This is a genomic window from Fodinicola acaciae, from assembly GCF_010993745.1.
Lineage (GTDB): Bacteria > Actinomycetota > Actinomycetes > Mycobacteriales > HKI-0501 > Fodinicola > Fodinicola acaciae.
The window spans coordinates 239,891-259,818 of record NZ_WOTN01000003.1 but is presented as its reverse complement, the minus strand read 5'-3'; the positions used below and the strand labels follow the sequence as shown (position 1 = coordinate 259,818).

At 68.0% G+C, this 19,928-nt stretch carries 18 protein-coding genes and 2 tRNA genes; 11 read left to right on the top strand and 9 right to left on the bottom strand.

All coding sequences use genetic code 11. The features are described from left to right. The first annotated feature begins 136 nt into the window (after nucleotides 1–136). Together GNX95_RS27625 and GNX95_RS27620 are read left to right on the top strand one after the other, a co-directional pair. Nucleotides 137–208, top strand: a tRNA-Gln gene (locus GNX95_RS27625). A 61-nt stretch (nucleotides 209–269) separates the two neighbouring features. After that, nucleotides 270–342 (top strand) — tRNA-Glu (locus GNX95_RS27620). Between the two features lie 184 nt (nucleotides 343–526). Here GNX95_RS27620 and GNX95_RS27615 read toward each other — a convergent pair. Next, nucleotides 527–2,083: a carboxylesterase/lipase family protein gene (locus GNX95_RS27615; protein WP_163510557.1), complete on the bottom strand. Its 1,557-nt coding sequence runs from the start codon at nucleotides 2,081–2,083 to the stop codon at nucleotides 527–529. A 150-nt stretch (nucleotides 2,084–2,233) separates the two neighbouring features. Here GNX95_RS27615 and GNX95_RS27610 point away from each other — a divergent pair, with 150 nt between their 5' ends. Next, nucleotides 2,234–3,226, top strand: coding sequence for a hypothetical protein (locus tag GNX95_RS27610; protein WP_222853995.1), 993 nt, complete (start codon nucleotides 2,234–2,236; stop codon nucleotides 3,224–3,226). 29 nt (nucleotides 3,227–3,255) lie between these two features. On the opposite strand, the gene GNX95_RS27605 is transcribed toward GNX95_RS27610, so the two are convergent. The 4 genes from GNX95_RS27605 to GNX95_RS27590 all read right to left on the bottom strand — a co-directional run bounded on the left by GNX95_RS27605 (nucleotide 3,256) and on the right by GNX95_RS27590 (nucleotide 7,114). After that, the gene (locus GNX95_RS27605; protein WP_163510556.1) at nucleotides 3,256–4,050 is read right to left on the bottom strand and encodes a class I SAM-dependent methyltransferase; all 795 of its coding nucleotides are present in this window, start codon (nucleotides 4,048–4,050) and stop codon (nucleotides 3,256–3,258) included. 198 nt (nucleotides 4,051–4,248) lie between these two features. After that, a complete protein-coding gene (locus tag GNX95_RS27600; RefSeq protein WP_163510555.1) occupies nucleotides 4,249–4,434 on the bottom strand; it encodes a hypothetical protein in 186 nt (61 codons plus the stop codon). 135 nt (nucleotides 4,435–4,569) lie between these two features. After that, nucleotides 4,570–5,973, bottom strand: coding sequence for a M1 family metallopeptidase (locus GNX95_RS27595; RefSeq protein WP_163510554.1), 1,404 nt, complete (start codon nucleotides 5,971–5,973; stop codon nucleotides 4,570–4,572). Nucleotides 5,974–6,004: 31 nt separating this feature from the next. Then, nucleotides 6,005–7,114, bottom strand: a complete 1,110-nt coding sequence (locus tag GNX95_RS27590) for a diaminopropionate ammonia-lyase (protein ID WP_163511970.1) — start codon at nucleotides 7,112–7,114, stop codon at nucleotides 6,005–6,007. Nucleotides 7,115–7,209: 95 nt separating this feature from the next. Between GNX95_RS27590 and GNX95_RS27585 the strand changes: the two genes are divergently transcribed. Next, a complete protein-coding gene (locus tag GNX95_RS27585) occupies nucleotides 7,210–8,115 on the top strand; it encodes a LysR family transcriptional regulator (RefSeq protein ID WP_163510553.1) in 906 nt (301 codons plus the stop codon). Between the two features lie 145 nt (nucleotides 8,116–8,260). Here the strand turns inward: GNX95_RS27585 and GNX95_RS27580 are convergent, their stop codons facing one another. Beyond that, nucleotides 8,261–8,761: a CGNR zinc finger domain-containing protein gene (locus GNX95_RS27580; protein WP_246281781.1), complete on the bottom strand. Its 501-nt coding sequence runs from the start codon at nucleotides 8,759–8,761 to the stop codon at nucleotides 8,261–8,263. Between the two features lie 64 nt (nucleotides 8,762–8,825). Here GNX95_RS27580 and GNX95_RS27575 point away from each other — a divergent pair, with 64 nt between their 5' ends. The 3 genes from GNX95_RS27575 to GNX95_RS27565 are packed head-to-tail and all read left to right on the top strand — an operon-like array spanning nucleotide 8,826 to nucleotide 12,386. Then, entirely contained in the window at nucleotides 8,826–10,211 is a 1,386-nt protein-coding gene (locus tag GNX95_RS27575) for an MFS transporter (protein ID WP_163510551.1), read from the top strand. Nucleotide 10,212: 1 nt separating this feature from the next. Then, a complete protein-coding gene (locus GNX95_RS27570) occupies nucleotides 10,213–11,166 on the top strand; it encodes a substrate-binding domain-containing protein (RefSeq protein WP_163510550.1) in 954 nt (317 codons plus the stop codon). 23 nt (nucleotides 11,167–11,189) lie between these two features. Continuing rightward, the gene (locus GNX95_RS27565) at nucleotides 11,190–12,386 is read left to right on the top strand and encodes a multidrug effflux MFS transporter (protein WP_163510549.1); all 1,197 of its coding nucleotides are present in this window, start codon (nucleotides 11,190–11,192) and stop codon (nucleotides 12,384–12,386) included. Between the two features lie 66 nt (nucleotides 12,387–12,452). Here the strand turns inward: GNX95_RS27565 and GNX95_RS27560 are convergent, their stop codons facing one another. The 3 genes from GNX95_RS27560 to GNX95_RS27550 all read right to left on the bottom strand — a co-directional run bounded on the left by GNX95_RS27560 (nucleotide 12,453) and on the right by GNX95_RS27550 (nucleotide 17,181). Continuing rightward, entirely contained in the window at nucleotides 12,453–14,909 is a 2,457-nt protein-coding gene (locus tag GNX95_RS27560) for a beta propeller repeat protein (protein ID WP_163510548.1), read from the bottom strand. Nucleotides 14,910–15,240: 331 nt separating this feature from the next. Then, complete coding sequence (locus GNX95_RS27555) at nucleotides 15,241–16,566, bottom strand: hypothetical protein (RefSeq protein WP_222853993.1); 1,326 nt, start codon at nucleotides 16,564–16,566, stop codon at nucleotides 15,241–15,243. A gap of 114 nt (nucleotides 16,567–16,680) precedes the next feature. Further along, complete coding sequence (locus GNX95_RS27550) at nucleotides 16,681–17,181, bottom strand: RNA polymerase sigma factor (protein ID WP_163510547.1); 501 nt, start codon at nucleotides 17,179–17,181, stop codon at nucleotides 16,681–16,683. 141 nt (nucleotides 17,182–17,322) lie between these two features. Here GNX95_RS27550 and GNX95_RS27545 point away from each other — a divergent pair, with 141 nt between their 5' ends. The 4 genes from GNX95_RS27545 to GNX95_RS27530 are packed head-to-tail and all read left to right on the top strand — an operon-like array spanning nucleotide 17,323 to nucleotide 19,918. Continuing rightward, nucleotides 17,323–17,715, top strand: coding sequence for a DUF6069 family protein (locus tag GNX95_RS27545; protein ID WP_163510546.1), 393 nt, complete (start codon nucleotides 17,323–17,325; stop codon nucleotides 17,713–17,715). A gap of 59 nt (nucleotides 17,716–17,774) precedes the next feature. After that, nucleotides 17,775–18,353, top strand: a complete 579-nt coding sequence (locus GNX95_RS27540) for a dihydrofolate reductase family protein (protein WP_163510545.1) — start codon at nucleotides 17,775–17,777, stop codon at nucleotides 18,351–18,353. An 11-nt stretch (nucleotides 18,354–18,364) separates the two neighbouring features. Next, entirely contained in the window at nucleotides 18,365–18,721 is a 357-nt protein-coding gene (locus GNX95_RS27535; protein ID WP_163510544.1) for a YciI family protein, read from the top strand. Beyond that, nucleotides 18,722–19,918, top strand: coding sequence for an RNA polymerase sigma factor (locus tag GNX95_RS27530; RefSeq protein ID WP_163510543.1), 1,197 nt, complete (start codon nucleotides 18,722–18,724; stop codon nucleotides 19,916–19,918). The last annotated feature ends 10 nt before the right edge of the window (nucleotides 19,919–19,928 follow it).

Sequence of the window (19,928 nt, the reverse complement as noted above, 5' to 3'; positions counted from 1 at the left end):
CTTTATTCATCCTGCGATGAATTATCGCCCGACCGGACATCTCGGGTCAAGCCGAGTGAGCCACCGAACACCGGCACCCGCTTTGGAAGCCGAAACGACCGTCCGGTATGGTTATCCAGGCGTTGAGAGACGCCAGTGGGGTATGGGGTAATTGGCAGCCCGACGGATTCTGGCTCCGTTAGTCTAGGTTCGAGTCCTGGTACCCCAGCGTTCCACTATTGGGACCGGCACCAACGCCATTGGTGTCAGAGGAAAGCAGCACCAGTTCTGGCCCCGTCGTCTAGCGGCCTAGGACGCCGCCCTCTCAAGGCGGTAGCGCCGGTTCGAATCCGGTCGGGGCTACACCGAGAAAGGCCCCCTCACCAGCAGAAACGCTGGGGAGGGGGCCTTCGCCGCGTGTTCGCCGTCCAGGCAGCGGGCGTAGGTGCTCAGGCACGCGTGCCTCAGGTCGTACGGCGTCCGGCCGAGCCGGCTGGCGACCATCTCGGCGTGGTCCCGAATGCCGGGTCCAGATCGCGGCTAGGCCCTAGGAAATAGTGCGCCAGAATCCGCAGTTGTGGGTCTGGGCGATGTTCACCGGCCCGGTGTGCGCCATCGCGATCGACAGTACGGTCGCGCTGCCTTTCTGGTAGGCCGGCCACGGCCGACCGGTCCGGGCGAATTCGGTCCAATAGCCGGTCAGCCGGCCGGCGAACGCCCGCTCTTCGGGAGTCCAGTTCGGCGGTTGCGTGCCGGGGAAGTTGCCGTCGAACAGATATCCGATGTCGGCGCCGTGGTAGGCACCGAGGGGAAAGTCGCCGACGTGCTCACCCGAGGATTGCGCGTACTCATAGGCGAAAACCGGTGATCGCATCGCATCGATCGCCGGCAACTGGCTGCAGGCGCCGACATACTTGCCGTAGTCGGTGAGCAACGTCGCCAATGCAAGGCTCGGTGACGGGTATTTCCCGGCCGGGTAGGCCGCGAGCACCCGGTCGGCGTCAGAACCGAAGACCGCCCTGACCGCGGCGGGATAGCCGGCGGCCGTCACCGGCCCGCTCTGGCTGTCGTACACGGTGGCCACATGGCCCCGCATCTCGTCCTTGGTGCCGCCGTGCATGATCGGCACGTTGGCTGAGGCGCCGAGCCGCAGGGCCTGCAGCGGTTGGAGAGGCAGAAACGCGGTGCCGGTGACCGGAGTCCAGGGCACGTCGGCGGTACGCCGGTGCAGCTGACCATAGACCTGGTCGATGTCCGACTGACGCATCAGCTCTTTTGCCGGCACACGGCGCAAACAGGCCGAGGTCTGATCAGCGCAGCCCACCTCGTCGGCAAAGACCCGGCCGTGCCGATCGGCCGTACGACGATCGGTGAACGGGTTTGCGCATGGCCCGCTGGCGACGATGGCCTTGTCGAAAAGACCATGTGCCGGTGGTGCGGCGAGCAGCGCACAGACGCTGAAGGCGCCGGCAGACTCGCCTGATACCGTCACGTTGTGTGCGTTGCCGCCAAAAGCGGCGATGTTGTGGCGCACCCAGCGCAGGGCCGCGGCCTGGTCGGCGGTGCCGAAGTTGCCCGCGTACGGGTCGGACAGCGCCGGGTGACGCAGGAATCCCAGGGCGCCAAGGCGATAGTTCAGAGTCACGACGATGGTGTCCCGCTGCGCGATCCGGTCGCTGTTGTAGGCGGACCCGCTCCCGTTGACGAGGCCGCCGCCATGCAGGAACACCAGCACTGGCAGCGATTTCCTGGTGGTGCGCGGCGTGGTCACGTTCAGGAACAGGCAGTCTTCGCTGCCGATGAAATGCAGTGGCTGGTTCGGTCCCTCGGCACCGATTTGCGCGCATGGCTGGCCGGCCTTGGTGGCATCGCGTACGCCCGGCCAGGGCACCGGCGGCCGGGGTGAGCGCCAGCGCAGCGCGCCGGTCGGTGCAGCGGCGTACGGGATTGCCTGGAAGTGCCGGTTCTTCGCGGTCACGCTGCCCTGGAGCAAGCCGTCGTCGGTGCGCACTCGGTCGTCAGAACTGGCCGCGGCGGGGCTGGGGAGCCCGGCGAGAAAGGCAGCCAACAGGGTCAGAATCGTCGTTCCGGTGAGTCGTCTCATGGGTCAACTGTCCGGAGGCGGACGCGACGGAGCGTCCGCTCCCGGCGGTATTTCTGGCTACGTCGGACGACGTATCGACGGTCGTGGCCGGAATTGGCCGCACGACGTTGACAAATCCGGTGATAGCGTGCGCGTCGACTGGAGGCGTCGATGCTGAAACTTGTCGCGGGAATGGCGCTGGTTGCCGCGTTGCTGCCGGCGCCGGCGGGCGCGCCGTCCGATCCGGCTCGCGCACAACTGCGGGGACTGGTGGAAAATGTGAGTGCGTCGACGGCTCACCGCTACGGCGTACATGACGACGCCGGACACACGATGGACACCGTCAAAGTCATCCAGGACCGCACCGGTGGCTATCTCGCGGTCTCCCATTTCATGGCCGCGGACGGCCATTTTCGCGTGAATCTGGCAACGTCGAGCGACCTGCTCAACTGGCATTGGGTGCGGGAACTGGCTGGCAGCAGCACCGGCCCGGCTTCGCAGCCGACGATCGCCCAAGCGCCCAACGAAGGATTCGTCCTCGCCTGGGAACAGGAAAAACCCGGCGGTGGCGACAACCATCTCGCGTTCCGCTATTTCGCCAGCCGCGACGACCTGCTTGCCGGCAAGGTGTCCCGATCCTACGACGCGGCGCGTACGCTTTCCTCATGTGCCGAAGGCACCCCGAACATCTATTCGGTGACGTTGTCGCCGGACATCGACCATTCCACAGTCGACATCGGTGGTCATTACTGGTCCAACTGCGACCGCGATCGTCAGCAGCGTGGCCGGCTCAGCAATTTCTCGTCGTGGTCGACGGCGGCCCAGCCGAACGTCGACAACGCGCTGCTTTACTGGGGTGTCGGCGGAAATATCGGTGACCGTGACCAGGCGATGTTTTCCGGCTACAGTTTCGGTCTGATCGAAGGGCAATACACCAAGGGCGCCTTCGGATCGTGGCGAACCTTCGTCTACGACTACCAGACCGGCAACGCGGACCGTACGACGATCCACACCGACGGCGGCAGCACAGCGTTCGCCAACCCGACCCTCACGGTGTTGACCGCACCGGGCGGACGCCGCGCGCTTCTGGTGACGTTGTTCATCCCCAGCGAGGGGGCAGCGGCCGGTGAGTCGGGCGAATTGCTCTACTACACAACGTACTGAGGCTCAGGTTTCTCTCCATCCGTGAGGTCCTAAGGGTTGCCGACGATACCCGTCAGGACGGTCACTTGGACGTGCTCGGAGAACCGCTGGTGTGGGGCCAGGGCGTCGCGTACTCGTTGGGCGAACGTGTCGCGCTGATCTGCTCTTGGTAGTTGTTCGGCGGAGAAGGCCGACAGCACGCCGCCGATGACCTGGTCGAGGTTAAGCTCATCGGTGTAGTTGACAGTGGCCCGGTTGACGTGCATTCCCGCGGCGGCGAGGGCGTTGGCGTAGCGGTGCTGGCTGGCCTCGTCGGTGCCGCATGGATCGGTGGCAGGTTCTTCCAGCCACTGTTCGAGAACGTGTCGCAACGCTTTGGACCAGCTGGTTTGCTGCAGCCACAGAGGTGTGCCGTTGGTGACCACCGCGACGCCGCCGCCGGGTCGCAGCAGTGGCGCCACATCGTGAAACAGCGTCTCGGGAGTCATCCAGTGCAATGCCTGGCCGATGGTTGCCGCGGCAAGCCGGTGCTTGCCTACCAGCGTGCCAAACGCGGGCAGGTCCGCGTCGGCGGCAAGCATCCAGCTGATGTTGGTGACGCCCTGCTCGTGCGCCGTCTGGCGTGCGCGGGCAAGCATGTCGGGTTCGGGATCGACACCGACGGCCGCTCGTACGCGCCGGGCGAGTGGCAGCGTCAATTGACCTGTTCCGCAGCCGATGTCGATGACGACGTCGTCGGCGGCCAGACCGAACGCTTTTGCGATTGTGGCGATCACCGGAGCCGGATAACCGCGCCGGTATCTGTGATAGAGGTCGACGACCTCATCGCTAAATCCAAGATCCATAGACCCAGCATGCCGGGGTGTCGCGGCGACCCGAACCGGTTTTGCTGACAGCGTGAACCTCTTGCTCGAATCACGACCGGTGCCCTCGGAGCGAGGATCTGGGCTCGTCTACTGCTGGCCTACACGTACGTCGTCGCGGGCCTGATGGCATTCGCTAGCCGCTCACATGGCCTCAGATCCTGACACCGGCACTTTGCCTCAAGAGCCGTCCGCGTCGCTCTGACCCTGCGCGCGATGGCGGCCGAACACGGTCTGGAAATTCTCCAGCATCCCCGGAACGTGCACATTGTCGTTGTCCGGATCGCCGGCCGGCTCGGCAGCGCCGTAGCGTCCGTCGTAGCGGCCCTCTTCGGCCTTCGACTCCTCGACGCGTTCGTCGGTCATTCGTCCACCGTCCCGTTTCTCACGTTGCAATGCGGAGCCTACGCCATGATGGATCACCGTCACTGTGACGATTGAGACGCAACCGGGTCAGTAGCTCAGGGCTCTGACCCCGTGGCACCGCCAGGGGCCACCCACTCATCCAGCTGCAGTCCCATTGCTGGGTGGACTGGCCGGGCGTTTCTTGGCGTAAAGCCAGGTTTCGAACAGTGGTTTCAGCGACCTGCCGGAGATTTTCTCGGCGCGCGCGATGAACTCGCTCGTCGACTCGTTGCCATACCGGTTGTCGCTGATCCGGTGTCTGAGGATGCGGAAGAACGCGTCGTCGCCCACGGTCGAACGCAGGGCCTGCAGGGTCATCGCGCCGCGCTCGTAGACCGGGTCGTCCAGCAGATGGCTGGCACCCGGGTCACCGGGAGCTGTCCGCCAGAACCCGTCGCCGCTGGCGTATTTCCGGTAGTCCTCGTCAGCGGCCTGGCTCGCCGGCTTTTCGCCTTCGTGCTCGTCCCACAGCCATTCGCTGTAGCGGGCGAAGCCTTCGTTGAGCCAGATGTCGCGCCAGGTCCTGGGGGAAACCGCGTCGCCGAACCATTGGTGGGCGTTCTCGTGTACGACATCGCCCAGGTCGTTGTCGTGGGTGAATACGTTGCTGTAAACCGGCTTCGTCTGGAACTCCTCGGCGTCCTGCACCTTGCCGGCGTTGACGGCGACGCCACCCTCGACGTCGAACGGATACGGTCCGAAGAGGCTGGACTCCCAGGCGAGCACCTCCGGCGTACGTTCGATGCCGGAGATCGCGTTCTGCATTTCCGTCTTCGGGAGGCGTTGGCTGTACGCGCGGATAAACGGCCGTCCATCCGGGGCCGTGGTGTTCCTGAAATTGAACTTTCCAATGGCCATAAAGGAGTTGTAGGTGGCCAACGGAATGTCGGTGCTCCACCTCCAGACGACCCGGTCGCCGACCTTCCGCGTTCCGTCCAGCTTGCCGCTGGTGATCGCGGTGGTGCCGGCCGGTACGGAAACCGCGGCGGACCAGGTCGCCTTGTCGGAGGGATGATCGTTGCAGGGAAACCAAAACGCGGCGTAATGCGGTTGAGCGACCGATGCGGCGCCGTCAGGACTGGCGAACCAGGCCTGTTCGCCGTACATCCGCACCTTGGACGGAACGCCGGAATACGTCACCGCGACCGTCATCGGCCGGCCTGCCGGCACCGCTTTCCTCGGTGTGATGAGCAGCTTGTCGTTTTTACTGGCGAAATCCGCCGGTTGGCCATCGACCCGTACGGCTGAGGTGGTGAGCGCGAAATCGAACGAAAAACTGCTGAGGTCCTGCGTCGTCGTCGCCGAGATCGTCGCCGTGCCACTCAGTTTGTCGGCACCGGGCTGGTAGGACAGATCGAGCGCGTAGTGGTCGACCTGGTAACCGGTGTTCCCGTCGTGCGGAAAATATGGATCGCCGATGGACTGTCCACCCGGCCGGCCGGCGGCCGCCGCGGCTGGGGCCGCCAGCAGGCTGGCGACCATCGCGGCCGCGGGCAACATCGCCCACCTCGTACGCGTCATGACATCCCTTTCATCGGTTTGTTGCCCCTTCGGTGTTCAGCAGTACGACGGTCGACGCGGAGGTGAGGCCGAGCTCCTCGCGACGTCGCTCGTGTCCGGTGCCGCTGAGTGCGGCGCGTACGCCGGCCAGCGATGCGGCTCCGCTCGGGCCCGAGCTGATGCCGAGGGAGGCCAGGTCCTCGACGGCAGCCTGCGCGGCCTGGTCGTCCACCGCGGTCGCCGCGTCCAACCCGGCGGCGAGCACCGGCCACGCCGCGCTGGACAGCCGACCGCAGTTCAGCCCGGTCATCGTGGTGTGCGTGGTTGGCACCGACTGCGGCGTGCCGCGCCGCAGGCTCGCCATCAGTCCCGCGGCGGTGGTCGGCTCCACCGCCAGCACGGCCGGCCCTGGCGGCTGCGCGGCGCGATAGTGCGTCACCACGGCCTGCGCGAGTGACCCGACCCCGACCGGCGCCGCCACCAGATCCGGCCCGGGCTCGCCGTGCACCCGCAGTTGACCGTCGATCTCGCCGAGCAGGGTCTGGTAGCCCGCCACGATCCACCCCGGTACGCGCTCGTACCCGGGCCACGCCGTGTCCTGCACCAGCTCCCGGCCACGAAAAGCCGCGTAGTCCGCGGCGCGGTCGACCACGCGGTCGTACGGTTCGGCGACCGTACTCACCTCAGCGCCAGTCGCCGCGATCGCCGCGACGGCCGCGGCTGGGACCCGATCCGGCGCGAAAACGCGTACCGGCAGGCCGAGGAGGCGGCCGACGTAGGCCAGCGCGCGACCGTGATTGCCCTCGGTCGCGGTCACCAGCTCGAACGGGTCCTCAGCGGCGGCCTGCCGCAGCACGTCGACGGTGAGCGAGGCGTTGGCGACCGTACGCGCAGCGAGCAGTCGCGCGACGGCCCAGGACGCTCCCAGCACCTTGAACGAACCCAGTCCCAGCCGCGACGACTCGTCCTTGACGAAGACCCGGCCGACGCCCAGTTCGGTTGCCAGCGTTGGACATTCCACCAACGCCGTCGGTCGATAGGCGGGTAATCCACGGTGGTACTGGAACGCCGTTTCCGGCGGGGGCGCGCATCGCCACAACCGCGCGTCCGGCTGGTGGTACCAGGAGCCACATTCGGTCATCAGCACCCAACAAGGATCAATGCCCGTGGATACGTGAGTCCAGCGCATGTTTCTGAGGAATACTGATAAGAAAAACTGGCCGATCGGAGACTCGGGTGTTGGACCTGCACCGGCTGTGGCTGCTCCGCGAGCTCCACCTCCGCGGCACCCTCGCCGCGGTCGCGGAGGCGCACTCGTACTCGCCTTCGGCGGTCTCCCAACAACTCAAGGTGCTGGAAGCCGAGGCCGGGGTGGCCCTGCTGGAACCGGTCGGGCGGCGGGTCCGGCTCACCCGTCCCGCCGAGCGGTTGGTCGAGCACACCGAGGCGATCCTGGCGATCCTGGAGGGAGCGCGCGCCGACCTCGACTCCGCGCACAGCGCGATCGCCGGGACCGTACGAATCGCCGTCTTCCAGACGGCCGCGCACGCTCTGCTCCCGCCGGCCCTCGACGCGCTCGGCGCGTCGTTTCCCGAGCTCCGGGTCCTGGTCAGCGACCGGGAACCGGAAACCGCGCTGCCCGCACTGGTCGCCGGCGAGTTCGACCTCGTACTGCTGGAGGAATATCCGGCACTCCCGCAACGCCGGCGACCCGACATCCAATACCACCACCTGATGGCAGACCCCATCCAACTCGCGCAACCCGGCGACCATCCGTACTCGGGACTGGAGGAGTTGGCCGACCGGCCGTGGATCATGGAACCGGCCGGCTCGCTCGCCAGGGCCTGGGCCATCACCGTCTGCCGCAATGCCGGTTTCGAACCAGACGTCCGCTACGAAACGTCCGATCTGCTGCTCCACACCCACCTGGTTCGTACCGGCCACGCGGTGGCGTTCCTGCCCGCTCTGCTGTCGGTCCATGACGACCCGGCCATCCGACTCGACCCGCTCCCCGGCCAACCCACCCGGCGGATCTCCGTCGCCACCCGCCGCGGTGCCAGCGAACACCCCGCGCTCAAAGCCATCCGCCAGGTGCTCGGCTCCGTCGCGAAGACCGGAGATCCGGGCCAGCGTCAGCGGTGATCTCGCCTTTGGAGCCTGTTGGTAAACGGTGGCACGCGATAGCCGAGCCCAAACGCCGCCTGCCGGCACCGCACGAAACCCCACCATAGCGCTGCTATTTGGGGCTCCGTCCGGCACCGGCAGAGCGATGTTTGGATCTCGACTCTCACCCACCACCGTTCATCAACAGGCTCTTACGGGCGCGGTGCCGGCGTACGGCGTCACGGTTGGCGCACACTCTGGTGCAGTAATGCTGCCGTCCGCCGCGGCTGAGGTCGACGAACGCGCGGCGGCATTCGGCGAGTGTGCAACGGCCGAGCCGGTGCATGCCGTTTTCGCTGAGGTGCCGGGCGGCGGCGACGGCGGTGACCGCGCGGATGGTGGCGGCCAGCGAGGCGTTGTCGTCGCGATAGTGCAGATGCCATCCGGAACCGTCGTGGTTGGTGATCCGCGGATACGCCGCGGCCTGTGCGAGCAGGGCGTTGAGCAGGCGTACGCGGTCGGCTTCGGTGTCCGCGTCGACGATGTCGCGCCAGGTCCGCAGGATGTCCTGGACGTCGTGCGGGTCGGCTTGCTCGGCGGTCACGCGGTGGCCGAGGTCACGGCTGTTCCATCGGCGGGCGAGGTCGGCCGGGTCGCGCGGCGGTTCGTTGATGAGGTCGGTCACAAGACAGAGCGCATCGCGGTAGTAATGGTTCTCCTGCACAAGGTCATTACAGCACAGTGAGGGCATGCCTCAGCTGACCTCGCCGCCGGCCGTGACCGGCACGCCGGAGCGGGTGTGGTGGCCGCTGGTCGCCGCATGCGTCGGCACCTTCCTGTTGCTGGTGTACGCCACGATCGTCACCGTCGCGCTGCCCCGCATGGCGCTCGAGTTGCACGCCGGTTTCGGGGCGCTGCAATGGATCGTCGACGTCTTCACGGTGTTGCTGGCGGGGACACTGCTGGGCTTGGGCTCGCTGAGCGACGCGCTCGGCCGTAAGCGGGTGTATGTGGCCGGGCTGGTGGGTTTCAGCCTCGCGACATTGGCCTGCGGGCTGTCGGTGTCCACCGGCATGCTGATCGCCGCTCGCGCCGTGCAGGGGATCTGCGCGGCCGCGATGTTCGCCACGATCCTGCCGCTGGTGGCGTTGACCTACCGGGGAAAGGATCGCGCCACGGCCTTCGCCGTCTGGGGGACGGTGGCCGGCGTGGCCAGTGCGATCGGTACGCTCAGCGGCGGCGTCATCGCCCAGTTTCTGGGCTGGCGATGGATTTTCCTGCTTTCGCTGCCCATCTGCGCGGTCGCGATCGTGCTGGCGGCGCGGTCGTTCGCGGAGAGCCCGCCGACCGGCCACAAGGTCGACGTGGCCGGCATGGTGACCTTGTCGATCGCCACGACGGCGTTGACGTACGCGATCATCAGCGGTGGCGAGGCCGGCTGGACCGCCGCGACGACCGTGACCGGCTGGGTCGTCAGCGTCGTCGCGGCCGGGCTGTTCGTCGTGATCCAGCGGCGTACGCTCGCGCCGGTGCTGCCGCCGGCTTTGTTCGGCACACGCGGGTTTGTCGGCGTCCTGTTGGTGGCTTTCGGTTATTATTTCGCGGCGTTCGGCGCGCTGCCGGTGTTGTCGTTGTGGTTGCAGGACAGTACGGGCCTCAGCTCGGCCGGCACGTCGCTTGCGCTGGCCTCGCAGGTTGTCGTTTTCGTGGTCGTGTCGGCGTTGTTCAGCGCGCGTTTTCATGGCCGGTCTCCAGCACGCGTGCTGGGCGGTGCCACGGTGTTGATCGGTGTCGGCTGCCTGTCGGCGGCGCTGATTCTCGCGCTGCCGAGCTGGCTCGCGCTGCTGCCGGCCTTCGTACTTACCGGGATCGGCGCCGGCATCGTCTCGCCGGTGTTCCCCGCGGTGGCGATCGCCGCCGTGCCACCGGCTTTCGGGGCGACCGCGGGCGCCGCCGCCAACGGCGCTCGCCAGCTCGGCCTCGCCCTCGGCATCGCGCTGTGCGGGGTGATTTTCGCCGCCACAGGCCATTTTTCGCCGACAGCCGGGCTGCTCAACGCGATGGTCTGCTGTGGGGTCCTGGCACTGGTCACCGGAGCGCTGGGCGGTTGGCTGCTGCGACGTGGGGTCGGCTGACATGACCAGCCGTCGCCAACTGTTCACGGCCGCGGCGGGTGGCCTGCTCGTCGCCGGTTGCGGCGCCCGTACGGTCACGACCGCGCCGATGTATCGCTGGCGTTTCGTCGACGACCTCGGTAAAACCGTCGTGTCGCCTGACCGGCCACGAAAAGTCCTGTGTTACCTGAATCTCGCCGCAGCCCTGTGGGACTACGGCGTTCGGTGCGCCGGCACGTACGCCGTGACGGCAGGCGATCGCAGCACCTCCGGAAACCTCGATCGCACGGTCACGCCGAGTTTTGGTGACAGCTGGGGAGAACTGAAAGTCGAGAAGGTGCTCGCCGCGGGGATCGACCTGGTGATCGTCGGCCGGATGCGCGGCGCGGCGCTGCTCACCGACTATGACCTCGGTGCGGTCAGCGCCGTGCTTCCGGTGGTCAATCTGGAAATGCACGCGCATCCGGCGTCGCGGACACTTGCCAGGGTCGCCGATCTCGCGGCGTCACTGGGAGGTCGTTCCGCGCAAGCCAGCGCCGACGCGCAGCGCCCGGGATTCCATGCGGCACTGACGGATTTCACGGCGAGCGTGAGAAATCCGGCCACAGCGCGTACGGCGTTTGTCGCGGCACGGCCGCACACCATGGATGTCGCCAGCCCGGCCTATCCGATCGTCGCACTGGCCGGAGAGTCAGGTTTGCCGGTGGCCACCCTGGAACCGGCCGGCGCCCGATATTCCACCTCGCTGTCCTGGGAGAACGCCGATCGCTGCCGGGCCGACCTGCTGCTTCTGGACCGGCGGCCATACAGCCAGCGCGCCGTGCAGTTGGCGGCCAATCCGATGTGGACGACGCTGCCGGCCGTACGCGCACACCAGGTCGGGGAGTGGAATCCCGAGCCCGTGCTGAGCTGGTCGGGGATGGCGGCCGAGATTCGTCGCCTCGCCGCGGTCGTCGGCCGCGCACGCCGGTTGTGACGCGAAAACCTGGATGGAGACCGATGTCAGTCCGTACGCGCCCCGCCGTGGCGGAAAAAGCGGGACCGCTGCTCGTCGTCCTCGGTGGCCTGTCGGCCGTGTCGCCGTTCGCCACCGACATGTACGCGCCCGGCCTGCCGCAGATCGTCGCGTCATTTGGGACGACGCCGGCGGCGGTCCAGCTGTCGTTGACGGCCTGTCTGGTCGGCACGGCGGTCGGCCAGGTCGTGCTCGGGCCGGTCAGCGACACGCTCGGCCGGCGACGGCTCCTGCTGGCCGGCACCACATTGTTTTCGTTGCTGTCGCTGGCATGTGTCCTCGCGCCGACCATCGAGGCGTTCGACCTCGCCCGGCTGCTGCAGGGGATGGCCGGCGGCGCCGGTCTGGTCATCGGGCGGGCGGTGATCACCGACCGGGCCACCGGCGTCAGCGCGGCACGACAGCTGTCCACGCTCGGCGCGATCGCGATGACCGCGCCGGTGATCGCGCCGGTGGCCGGCGGCCTCATTCTCGGCGTCGGCTCGTGGCGAATGGTGTTCGCGGTCCTGGCCGCCGCCGGGATGGCGTTGATGGCGGCGGTTTACACGCATGTCCCGGAAACCCTGCCGGTCCAACGCAGAAGCCGCGGCCTGCGCACGGCGTTTCCGGCGATGGGTCGCCTGCTGCGGCGTCGCGAACTGGTGGGCTGCCTACTCGTCATGGGCTGCGCCCTGGCCGGCCTGTTCGCCTACATCACCGGCTCGCCGTTCGTCTTCCAGCAGGCGTACGGGCTGTCGCCGACCAGCTATGGTTTCGTGTTCGCGGTGAACGCCGTCGGCACGGTCGTCGCCAGCATCGTGTTCGGGCGGCTGGCCGGACGGGTACGGCTGCCCGTCCTGCTGACCGCCGGACTGGCGGTGGCGTTGGTTTCGATGCTCACGCTCGTCGTCCTGCTGGTGGCCGGCATCAGCACGCTGGTCACCACCTGGCTGTGTTTTTTCGGCCTGACCTCTGGGTTCGGCGTCGTGCTGCCGGCGTCGACGACGATCATTCTGGCCATCGGCAAGGAATCTCCCGGCGCGGCGTCCGGACTGCTCGGCGGCGCGCAGTTCGTCCTCGGTGCGGTCGCCGCGCCGCTGCCTGGCGCTTTCGGTGACACGACGCCGATGTCGACCGCGGCGGTCGTAGTCGCGTTTCTCCTGCTCTGTGTCGTCGCGTTGGTCGCGATGGGTCGGCCGTAGCAGTACGCGCTGACTGAATGCGCGGTGTGCCACCGAATTCTCTCGCGGCACACCGCGCACAGTGCATCAGGAGAGGGTTACCTGCCAGATGCCGCGGCCGTGGGTGGCGACCACGACGGCGGCGCGCCCCGGGACGGTCCGCACGTTGGTGACGACCACGTTCGGGAGTGCGCCGAGCCGCGACCACGCGGCCGGATGGCGCTGGTCGGCGACGAACAGGCCGATGTCGGTGCCGAGGACGAGTTTTCCACCGATGACGGCAAGACCGTCGCCCGGCGCGTCCGGCAGGTTGCCGCTGACGTTGCGCCAGCTCGACCCGCCGTCGGTGGACTCGAAGACCGTACCCAGCCCACCGCCCGGGATCCAGCGTCGCGAATAGCCGTTGTAGACGGCATAAACGTGCGCGGGATTGGCCGGATCGACGGTGAGTCCGGCGACGAACCGGTTGGGCAGCACCGGAGAGGCGATCCGGTGCCAGCTGCCGCCGTAGTTGGTGTCGATTCCGCTGGCGAAGGACGGCGACGGGTTCGCGCCACTGTCCACCCAGGCCGCGTACGTGACGACGCCACTGACCGCCAACGCGGTGCCGACGTTGTATCCGCCGGCCGCGTCCAGACCGAAGCCGTGCACCGGCGTCCAGTCACAGGTCGTCGCGCAGGTGGTGTCCCAGCCGCGGGTGGAGTCCCAGACCTTGTTGCCGGCCGCGACCCAGTGGTTGGCGTCGTGGATGTCCGCCTGGAACGGCGCGATGAACCGGGCCGACGGGTCACAGGCGGTTTTGTCGGCGTAGTAACCACATTCCGGGCTGATCGTGGTGAACGTGTGGCCGCCGTCGCTGGTGCGATACATGGCCAGGTTGGTGTATTCGCCGACCGCCTGCTGGCCGTCGCGCGGATTCACCAGCACCATGCCGCCATCTCCGCCGGCCGGCTCGATGTTCTTGCGCTGGCCCGGGAAAAGCGCCGAGGTGCCGTTGTCCTGCAGGCCGCCCCAGTATGCGAAACCGCGGCCGCTCTGCCCGGCCGCGGCGTCGTAATACTGCAGCGTACGGACGGTGTCGTTGAGATCGGTCCAGTCGCCGTATCCGGTGTCGGTCATCGGCCGCCGATAGACGCCGCCGTCGTTGCCGATCAGGACCTGGCCGTCGTTGGTGAGCGCCAACGCGTGCTGGTCCGGGTGCGTGGCCGGTGGGCAGGCCGCGTCGCCACATTTCAGGTTGTAGTTCCAGTATTGGCTCGCCGTCTGGAAAGTCGCGCCGCCGTCGTTGCTCTGGAACACCTCTTCCAGGCTCACGTAGACGTGCAGCGGGTTTGTCGGGTCGACGGCAAGTGCTTCGTTGTACCAGGACTGGATGCCGACGTGATAGCCGTCCAGGTTCTGCAGCGCCGAGCCGGAAGCGCCGAGCGAGTCGGAGTCGGCGATCTTCTGGTACGGCCCGGTCGGATCGCCGGTCGTGGAGACGAAAACCCCTTGCAGGTTGGTGGCGCCGTTGGCCGCCAGTCGCTTCGGCGACTGGATGATCGCGTACAACCGCGAGCCGTCGGCGGCGTACGCGAGGGTCGTACGCCCGATGTCGGTGGTGTCGATGGCGCCGCTCGGGTTGATCAACCGGTACGACCCGGCGCCGCCGCCGGTCGTGGACAGGTAGAAACCGTTGTACGCCGTGCCCAGCCGCCAACCCAGGACCGCGAGCACGGTCTGACCGTGGGTGCCGGGGCGGACGACGACATCGGTGATGATCGAGGTGTGGTATGGCGAACCGGTCGGATTCGGGTCGGGTTTGAGGACCAGGGTCCAGGCTCCCGCGCTCGTCGTCGCGGAATGCCGGTAGAGGCCCTGGTTGGTGGCCGCGTACACGTTTCCCTGACCATCGGCGACCAGCCGGAAGGTCTGGCGGTCGAGCAGTTCGTCGCCGCCGACGCGGCGGAAGCTGCGCCCGCCGTCGGTGGATCGGTAGACGCCGGTGCCCAGGTAGGAGTCGCTGTTGGTGTTCGCCTCGCCGGTGCCGACCCACAGCGAGTGGTCCGGAGCGACCAGCAGAGCGCCGATCGACAGTGTGCTCTGGCCGTCCCAGATCGAGCGCCAGGTCCGGCCGCGGTCGGTGGACTTCCACACGCCGCCATCGGCCGCGCCCTGGTAGTAGGTGTTGCCGTCGACCGCCAACGCGGTCGTACGACCGGCGACGTCGCGGAAGCCGGCGCCGTCGTTGGACCAGGTCGGATCGGTGTAGCCGGCTGGTTCCGCGTCGAGCGGCTGGCCGGTGAGCTCGGTCGCCCGGCCCTGTGCGCGGGGCAGGCCGGCGGCCTGTGCGCGTGCCGCGACCAGGGCGGCCGCCGGCACCGAGTCGGCCGGAGCGCTGCGTTCACCCGCGAACTGCTCGGCCTGGTCGGCTACCTCGAGCGCGTCGCCTTCGCCCTCACCACGCTGCAACGGGTGGATCCCGGTGGCGCGGGCGTGCTGTGCCGCCTGGATTTTCGCCACCCCACGCAACGGATCCGGATTTCGTGCCGCGTTCGCTGGCATCGCCCCGGCCAGGACGGTCAGCCCGACCGTCGCCAGAACGACAACGGGATGCCGATAACGGAACCGGCCGGTTCCGGGCGCTCGGGAGAATAACGACGAACGTGTTGCTGCCTTCGGAAATGCCATGCTGACCCCGATCCGTCGGGCGCCGCCGTCGACGCAGCGGCATGCTGGCACACCCCGCCGCGACGATCCAGCGATTGGCCGGTAACGGACCAGATTTTCCCGATAACCTTAAGAAAACCGTAAATCGGCCGGCATTCCGGCGGGTTCGCGAATTGATCATGGCCAGTTGTCGTACCAAAACTTGGTGAAAATTTGGCGATTGACCCTAATGCAGCAGTCGGAGAAGCTGGGCTTCGCCGGGTTGCAACGCGACCGCCAGCTCGTGTGCCGGCGCCGCCTGCCAACGGTTCTGCCGCGGGTTGAAGACCTGCGTGCCGGTGACCGCGGAGCCGAGGGTCACGACCGCGGCGGCCGCGTTCGCGGACGACCGGTTGGCGACCAGCAGGTGACGCCGCGAGCTGCCGGATTCGGTGAACCGTCCCAAAACAACGGCGCTGCCGGTGACACCGGCGACGTGCTCGTCGGGGGTGAAACCGGTCGTGCCGACCGGCAGCGCCGGCTCGTTGGCGTGCTGGACGGACTCGGAAACCAGCGGCTTGAGCTGCCGGCCGACCGGTTGCAGCCAGTCAAGGTTGATCTTCTTCGCCGCCGCGTATCGGTCGGTCCGATGACCGTCGACGGTGATCAACGCCGGCTCGAAACCCTCGCCGCGAGCCGGATCCGGTGTCCAGTAAGTGAAATACTGGATCCCTTTCGCGCCGTACGCGAGGCTCACGTTGACCTGCCACAGCAGCTCGGCAGCCGTCGGCACGCGGTGTCCGTTGTACGCGAGCGTCTGGATGTAGGTCCAGGTCGGCAGCCCGTGCGCCAGGCCGGCCGCACGGATCTGCGCCCAGTTCTGGAAATATCCGGGATCCTCACCTGAGGTCAACAGCGGATAGCGGTCGAATGACAGCAGCGGCGGCTTGAGCGCGGCGATGTAGCCGTTGACGTACGCGTCATAGGACGGACCGTTGCCAGGCAGCAGGTTCGCGTACGGCAGCAGCTGCGGCGCCATCGAGCGCGCGATGTCGAACGCCTTGCCGAGGCTGGGAAAGATGCCGGTCCAGGGCTCGTCGAAGAGGTTGAAGCCGGCCAGCGACGGGTGTGGACCGTATGCGTCCAAGGCACGCTTGAAAAGCTCTCTCGCGTCCGCGGTGGTGATCGACATCGGTACGCTGTGGTCGTCGGAAATGGTGAACCAGCGGGTCATGTTGCGGACCTGCGTGTCGTCGGACACCAGCACCTTCAGCCCGGCCTGGTCGGCGAGCGACAGCAGGCGGCCGATGATGTAGCCGTCGTCGGCGTAGTTTCCGCTCACCACGAAGGTAAAACCGGCGGCGGCGATCTCGGCGTACCGGCTGGCGGTCGTCTCGTACGGAGGCGGCGGCCAGAAAATGCCGATCGGAAACTCCGGCCCACCGATCAACGGCAGGTCCGCGGCAGCCGGCGCCGCCGTGGCCGGCGACGCCGTGCCGGCCAACGCCTCGGGAAGCACGGTGGCGGCGGCACCGAGGCCGGCCATACGGAAGAGGTCGCGGCGGTCGGGCATGCGGACTGCCTCTCAGGTGGTCACCAACACGTCGAGCTGCAGTTCATTCAAAAAGGCGGCGTCCGCGCTGGCTAGGGAGTTGCCGATTGCGGACGTGTCCGGTTTCGTACGCACTCAGCAGGCGAGCACCTTGCCAAGCGCGTCACGCGCTCGCAGCAGGCGGGACTTGACGGTGTTCTCCGAGACTCCGGTGCTGGCGGCGATCTCCCTGACCGGCTGGTCGGCGAAATAATGCAGAGCGAGCACCTCGGCGTGAATCGAGGACAGCTGCCGGATCGCGGCGATGACGGCCACCCGGTCGGAGGCCGTACGGTCCTCCACCGGCTCGCGGTCGGCGATCCGCTCGGCGATGCCGGCCTGGCGTTGCGCTCGCCGCCACCGCGTGATGGCGATCCGCCGGCAGACAGTGTGCAGCCAGGCGTCCGGACGGTCGGTGGCCAGCAGCTTCTCCGGCCGTGAGACGACCCTGACGAATGCCTCGGCCACCACGTCCTGAGCCTCGGCGAGGCTGCCGGTGAAGGCCGCGGTCGTACGCACCAGCCGTCCATGCGTGGTGCGGAAGATGTCGTCGAGGCGACTGTCCGTGTCCTGGCTGTCGGGCTTGCTCGTCCCCATACCCGTTCTTGTCCGGCAACGGGCATGCCGTTTCGACCCGGCCGCGGACTTTTTCCCGGCGATGTCGAATGGCGCGACGCGCGTTCGTAGTCAGGGTGAGAGGCCGGCACCGGGCCGGCCGTCCGCCACCTGGAGGCGCACATGTCCACCATCGCCATCACTGCCGCGAAACCCCTGGTCACCACCGGTCTGCTGGCCGCGGCGGCAGCCGCCGGGGCGACCGCGCTGATCGCCGCGGCCGGCGAGTTCGCCGGAATCAGCCTCGCCGTCGGCGGCGCGCCGATCCCGGCGCCCGGGTTTGCCATGCTGACCGCCATTTTCTCCGCGGTCGGCCTGGTGCTCGCCGTGGTCCTCCGGCGTACGGTCCGCCATCCGCGCGCGGCGTTCGTCCGTACGACGGTGGTGCTCACCGCCCTGTCGTTGGTGCCGGATCTGCTCGTGGACGCCGCCGTGGTCACGAAGGTGCTGTTGATGGTGACGCACCTGGTCGCCGCGGCGATCGTGATCCCGGCCATCGCCCGCCGGCTGCCCTAGTGCCAGGAGATTGTCGTCATGACCACGCAATTGCGCCGCCGTACCTATGAGGAGACATCATGACCGCGACCTACACCTTCGACGTGTTCACCAGCCTGGACGGCTTCGGCGCGCACACTGGCGACTGGGGTGGCTACTGGGGGAAACAGGGCCCTGAGCTGCTGGAACACCGCCGCCAGCTGTACGCGCGGAAGCAGCGGATGGTCTTTGGTGCCAACACCTACCGCGCGCACGCCCAGATGCTGGCCGCCGGCAGTCCACCGTCCGAGGCGCTCGACGCGTGGGTCACGCTCATGAGAGAGATGCCCGCGACCGTCATCTCGAGCACACTGCGCGAGCCGCTTGACTGGCCGGACGCGACCGTCGTGAGTGGTGACATTGTCGACATCGTCGCGAGGCTCAAGGAGGAGTCGGACGTGCCACTGCGCTCGCACGGCAGCCTGTCGGTCAACCGCGTGCTGATGGCCGCCGGCCTGGTCGACCGTGTGCAGGTGACGCTGTTCCCGGTGATCACCGGCCAGACCGGAGCGGACCCGGTTTTCCACGGCGGCGCCGACTTCGACCTCGAGCTGCTGCGGGCCCGTACGCTCGACGGCCACACCCAGGAACTCATCTATCGACCCGTTCCGCACGCCTGAAGGAGACCGCCGTGAAGCAATATCTGATCGCCGTCCAGTACGACGAGAGCGCGCCGCCGGAGACCGGGGACGAGCTGCGCGAGCAGATGGCCAGGACCGGCAAGGTCACCGACGACATGAAGGCCGCCGGCTCGTGGGTGTTCGTCGGCGGCCTGCTGCCCTCGCACGCGACCACTGTCGTACGACCGGGCAACGGCACGACCACGATGACCGATGGCCCGTTCGCCGAGACCAAGGAGCAGCTCGGCGGGTTGTGGGTGGTCCGGTGCGAGGACCTCGACGAGGCACTGTCGTGGGCCAGCAAATGTGCGCTGGCCTGCCGACAACCGGTCGAGGTGCGTCCGTTTCACGACGGCTCCGAGGACTAGATGGCGCTCGATTTCGACGGCGTCTACCGCGCCGAGTACGGCCGGTGCGTGGCGACGCTGACCCGCCTGCTCGGCGACATCGGGCTTGCCGAGGAGGCCGTGCAGGACGCGTTCGCGGTCGCCGTCCAGCGGTGGACCGAGCTGCCACCCAACCCGGGTGCGTGGATCGTGACCACCGCGCGCAACCGCGCGATCGACCGCCTGCGCCGCGAGTCCACCCGCGAGTCCCGGCACGTACAGGCGATGTTGTTGCACCAACCCGACGAGCCCGTGGAGGTGGGACCGGTGCGGGACGACCAGCTCCGCCTCATCTTCACCTGCTGCCATCCGGCGCTGTCGCCGGTCGCGCGGACGGCCCTCACGTTGCGGCTGATCGGTGGTCTGGAGGTGGCCGAGATCGCCCGCGCCTACCTGGTGCCGGAGGCGACCGTCTTCCAGCGGATCACCCGCGCGAAGAAAAAAATCCGCGACGCCGGCATTGCCTACCGAGTGCCGGCGGACGCCGACCTGCCGGACCGGCTGGCCTCCGTGCTCACGGTCGTCTACCTGGTCTTCAACGAAGGTTACGCCTCGACCTCGGGGGAGTTGCTGCGTACGGACCTGTGCCTGGAGGCCGTACGGCTGGCCCGGGCGCTGGCCGAGCTGATGCCGGACGAACCCGAGGTGCTCGGCCTGCTGGCGCTGCTCCTGCTCACCGAGGCCCGGCGGCCGGCGCGCGTCGGGCCGTCCGGCGAGTTGCTGGTACTGCCGGAGCAGGACCGCTCGTTGTGGGACCGGCGGCTGATCGCCGAGGGGCACGAGCTGGTGCGCCGCTGCCTGCGCCGCGATCAGCCGGGGCCATATCAGCTGCAGGCCGCGATCAACGCCGTACACACGGACGGGCCGGCCACCGACTGGACGCAGGTGCTGGCGCTCTATGACCAGCTGCTCGCGCACACCCCGACGCCGATCGTCGCGCTCAACCGCGCGGTCGCGGTGGCCGAGGTGCACGGACCCGCACTGGCGTTGGCCGCGATCGACGAGCTGGACCTGCCCGGTTATCACCTGCTGCCGGCGACCCGGGCGGACCTGCTCAGCCGCCTCGGCCGGGCCGAGGAGGCCGTCACTGCGTACGACGAGGCGATCGCCCTGGCCACCAACGACACCGAGCGGACCTTCCTGCGGACGCGGCGAGCGCGACTGGCGGAGTCGCAGTAGCGACAGCCTT

What these genes read in the sequence shown, in the direction of transcription:
- GNX95_RS27600 (WP_163510555.1), bottom strand. Translation starts at nt 4,434, where the DNA reads ATGACCGACGAACGCGTCGAGGAGTCGAAGGCCGAAGAGGGCCGCTAC.
- GNX95_RS27610 (WP_222853995.1), top strand. Translation starts at nt 2,234, where the DNA reads ATGCTGAAACTTGTCGCGGGAATGGCGCTGGTTGCCGCGTTGCTGCCG.
- GNX95_RS27560 (WP_163510548.1), bottom strand. Translation starts at nt 14,909, where the DNA reads ATGCCAGCGAACGCGGCACGAAATCCGGATCCGTTGCGTGGGGTGGCG.
- GNX95_RS27545 (WP_163510546.1), top strand. Translation starts at nt 17,323, where the DNA reads ATGTCCACCATCGCCATCACTGCCGCGAAACCCCTGGTCACCACCGGT.
- GNX95_RS27565 (WP_163510549.1), top strand. Translation starts at nt 11,190, where the DNA reads ATGTCAGTCCGTACGCGCCCCGCCGTGGCGGAAAAAGCGGGACCGCTG.
- GNX95_RS27590 (WP_163511970.1), bottom strand. Translation starts at nt 7,114, where the DNA reads ATGACCGAATGTGGCTCCTGGTACCACCAGCCGGACGCGCGGTTGTGG.
- GNX95_RS27595 (WP_163510554.1), bottom strand. Translation starts at nt 5,973, where the DNA reads ATGTTGCCCGCGGCCGCGATGGTCGCCAGCCTGCTGGCGGCCCCAGCC.
- GNX95_RS27570 (WP_163510550.1), top strand. Translation starts at nt 10,213, where the DNA reads ATGACCAGCCGTCGCCAACTGTTCACGGCCGCGGCGGGTGGCCTGCTC.
- GNX95_RS27615 (WP_163510557.1), bottom strand. Translation starts at nt 2,083, where the DNA reads ATGAGACGACTCACCGGAACGACGATTCTGACCCTGTTGGCTGCCTTT.
- GNX95_RS27540 (WP_163510545.1), top strand. Translation starts at nt 17,775, where the DNA reads ATGACCGCGACCTACACCTTCGACGTGTTCACCAGCCTGGACGGCTTC.
- GNX95_RS27530 (WP_163510543.1), top strand. Translation starts at nt 18,722, where the DNA reads ATGGCGCTCGATTTCGACGGCGTCTACCGCGCCGAGTACGGCCGGTGC.
- GNX95_RS27550 (WP_163510547.1), bottom strand. Translation starts at nt 17,181, where the DNA reads ATGGGGACGAGCAAGCCCGACAGCCAGGACACGGACAGTCGCCTCGAC.
- GNX95_RS27575 (WP_163510551.1), top strand. Translation starts at nt 8,826, where the DNA reads ATGCCTCAGCTGACCTCGCCGCCGGCCGTGACCGGCACGCCGGAGCGG.
- GNX95_RS27605 (WP_163510556.1), bottom strand. Translation starts at nt 4,050, where the DNA reads ATGGATCTTGGATTTAGCGATGAGGTCGTCGACCTCTATCACAGATAC.
- GNX95_RS27555 (WP_222853993.1), bottom strand. Translation starts at nt 16,566, where the DNA reads ATGCCCGACCGCCGCGACCTCTTCCGTATGGCCGGCCTCGGTGCCGCC.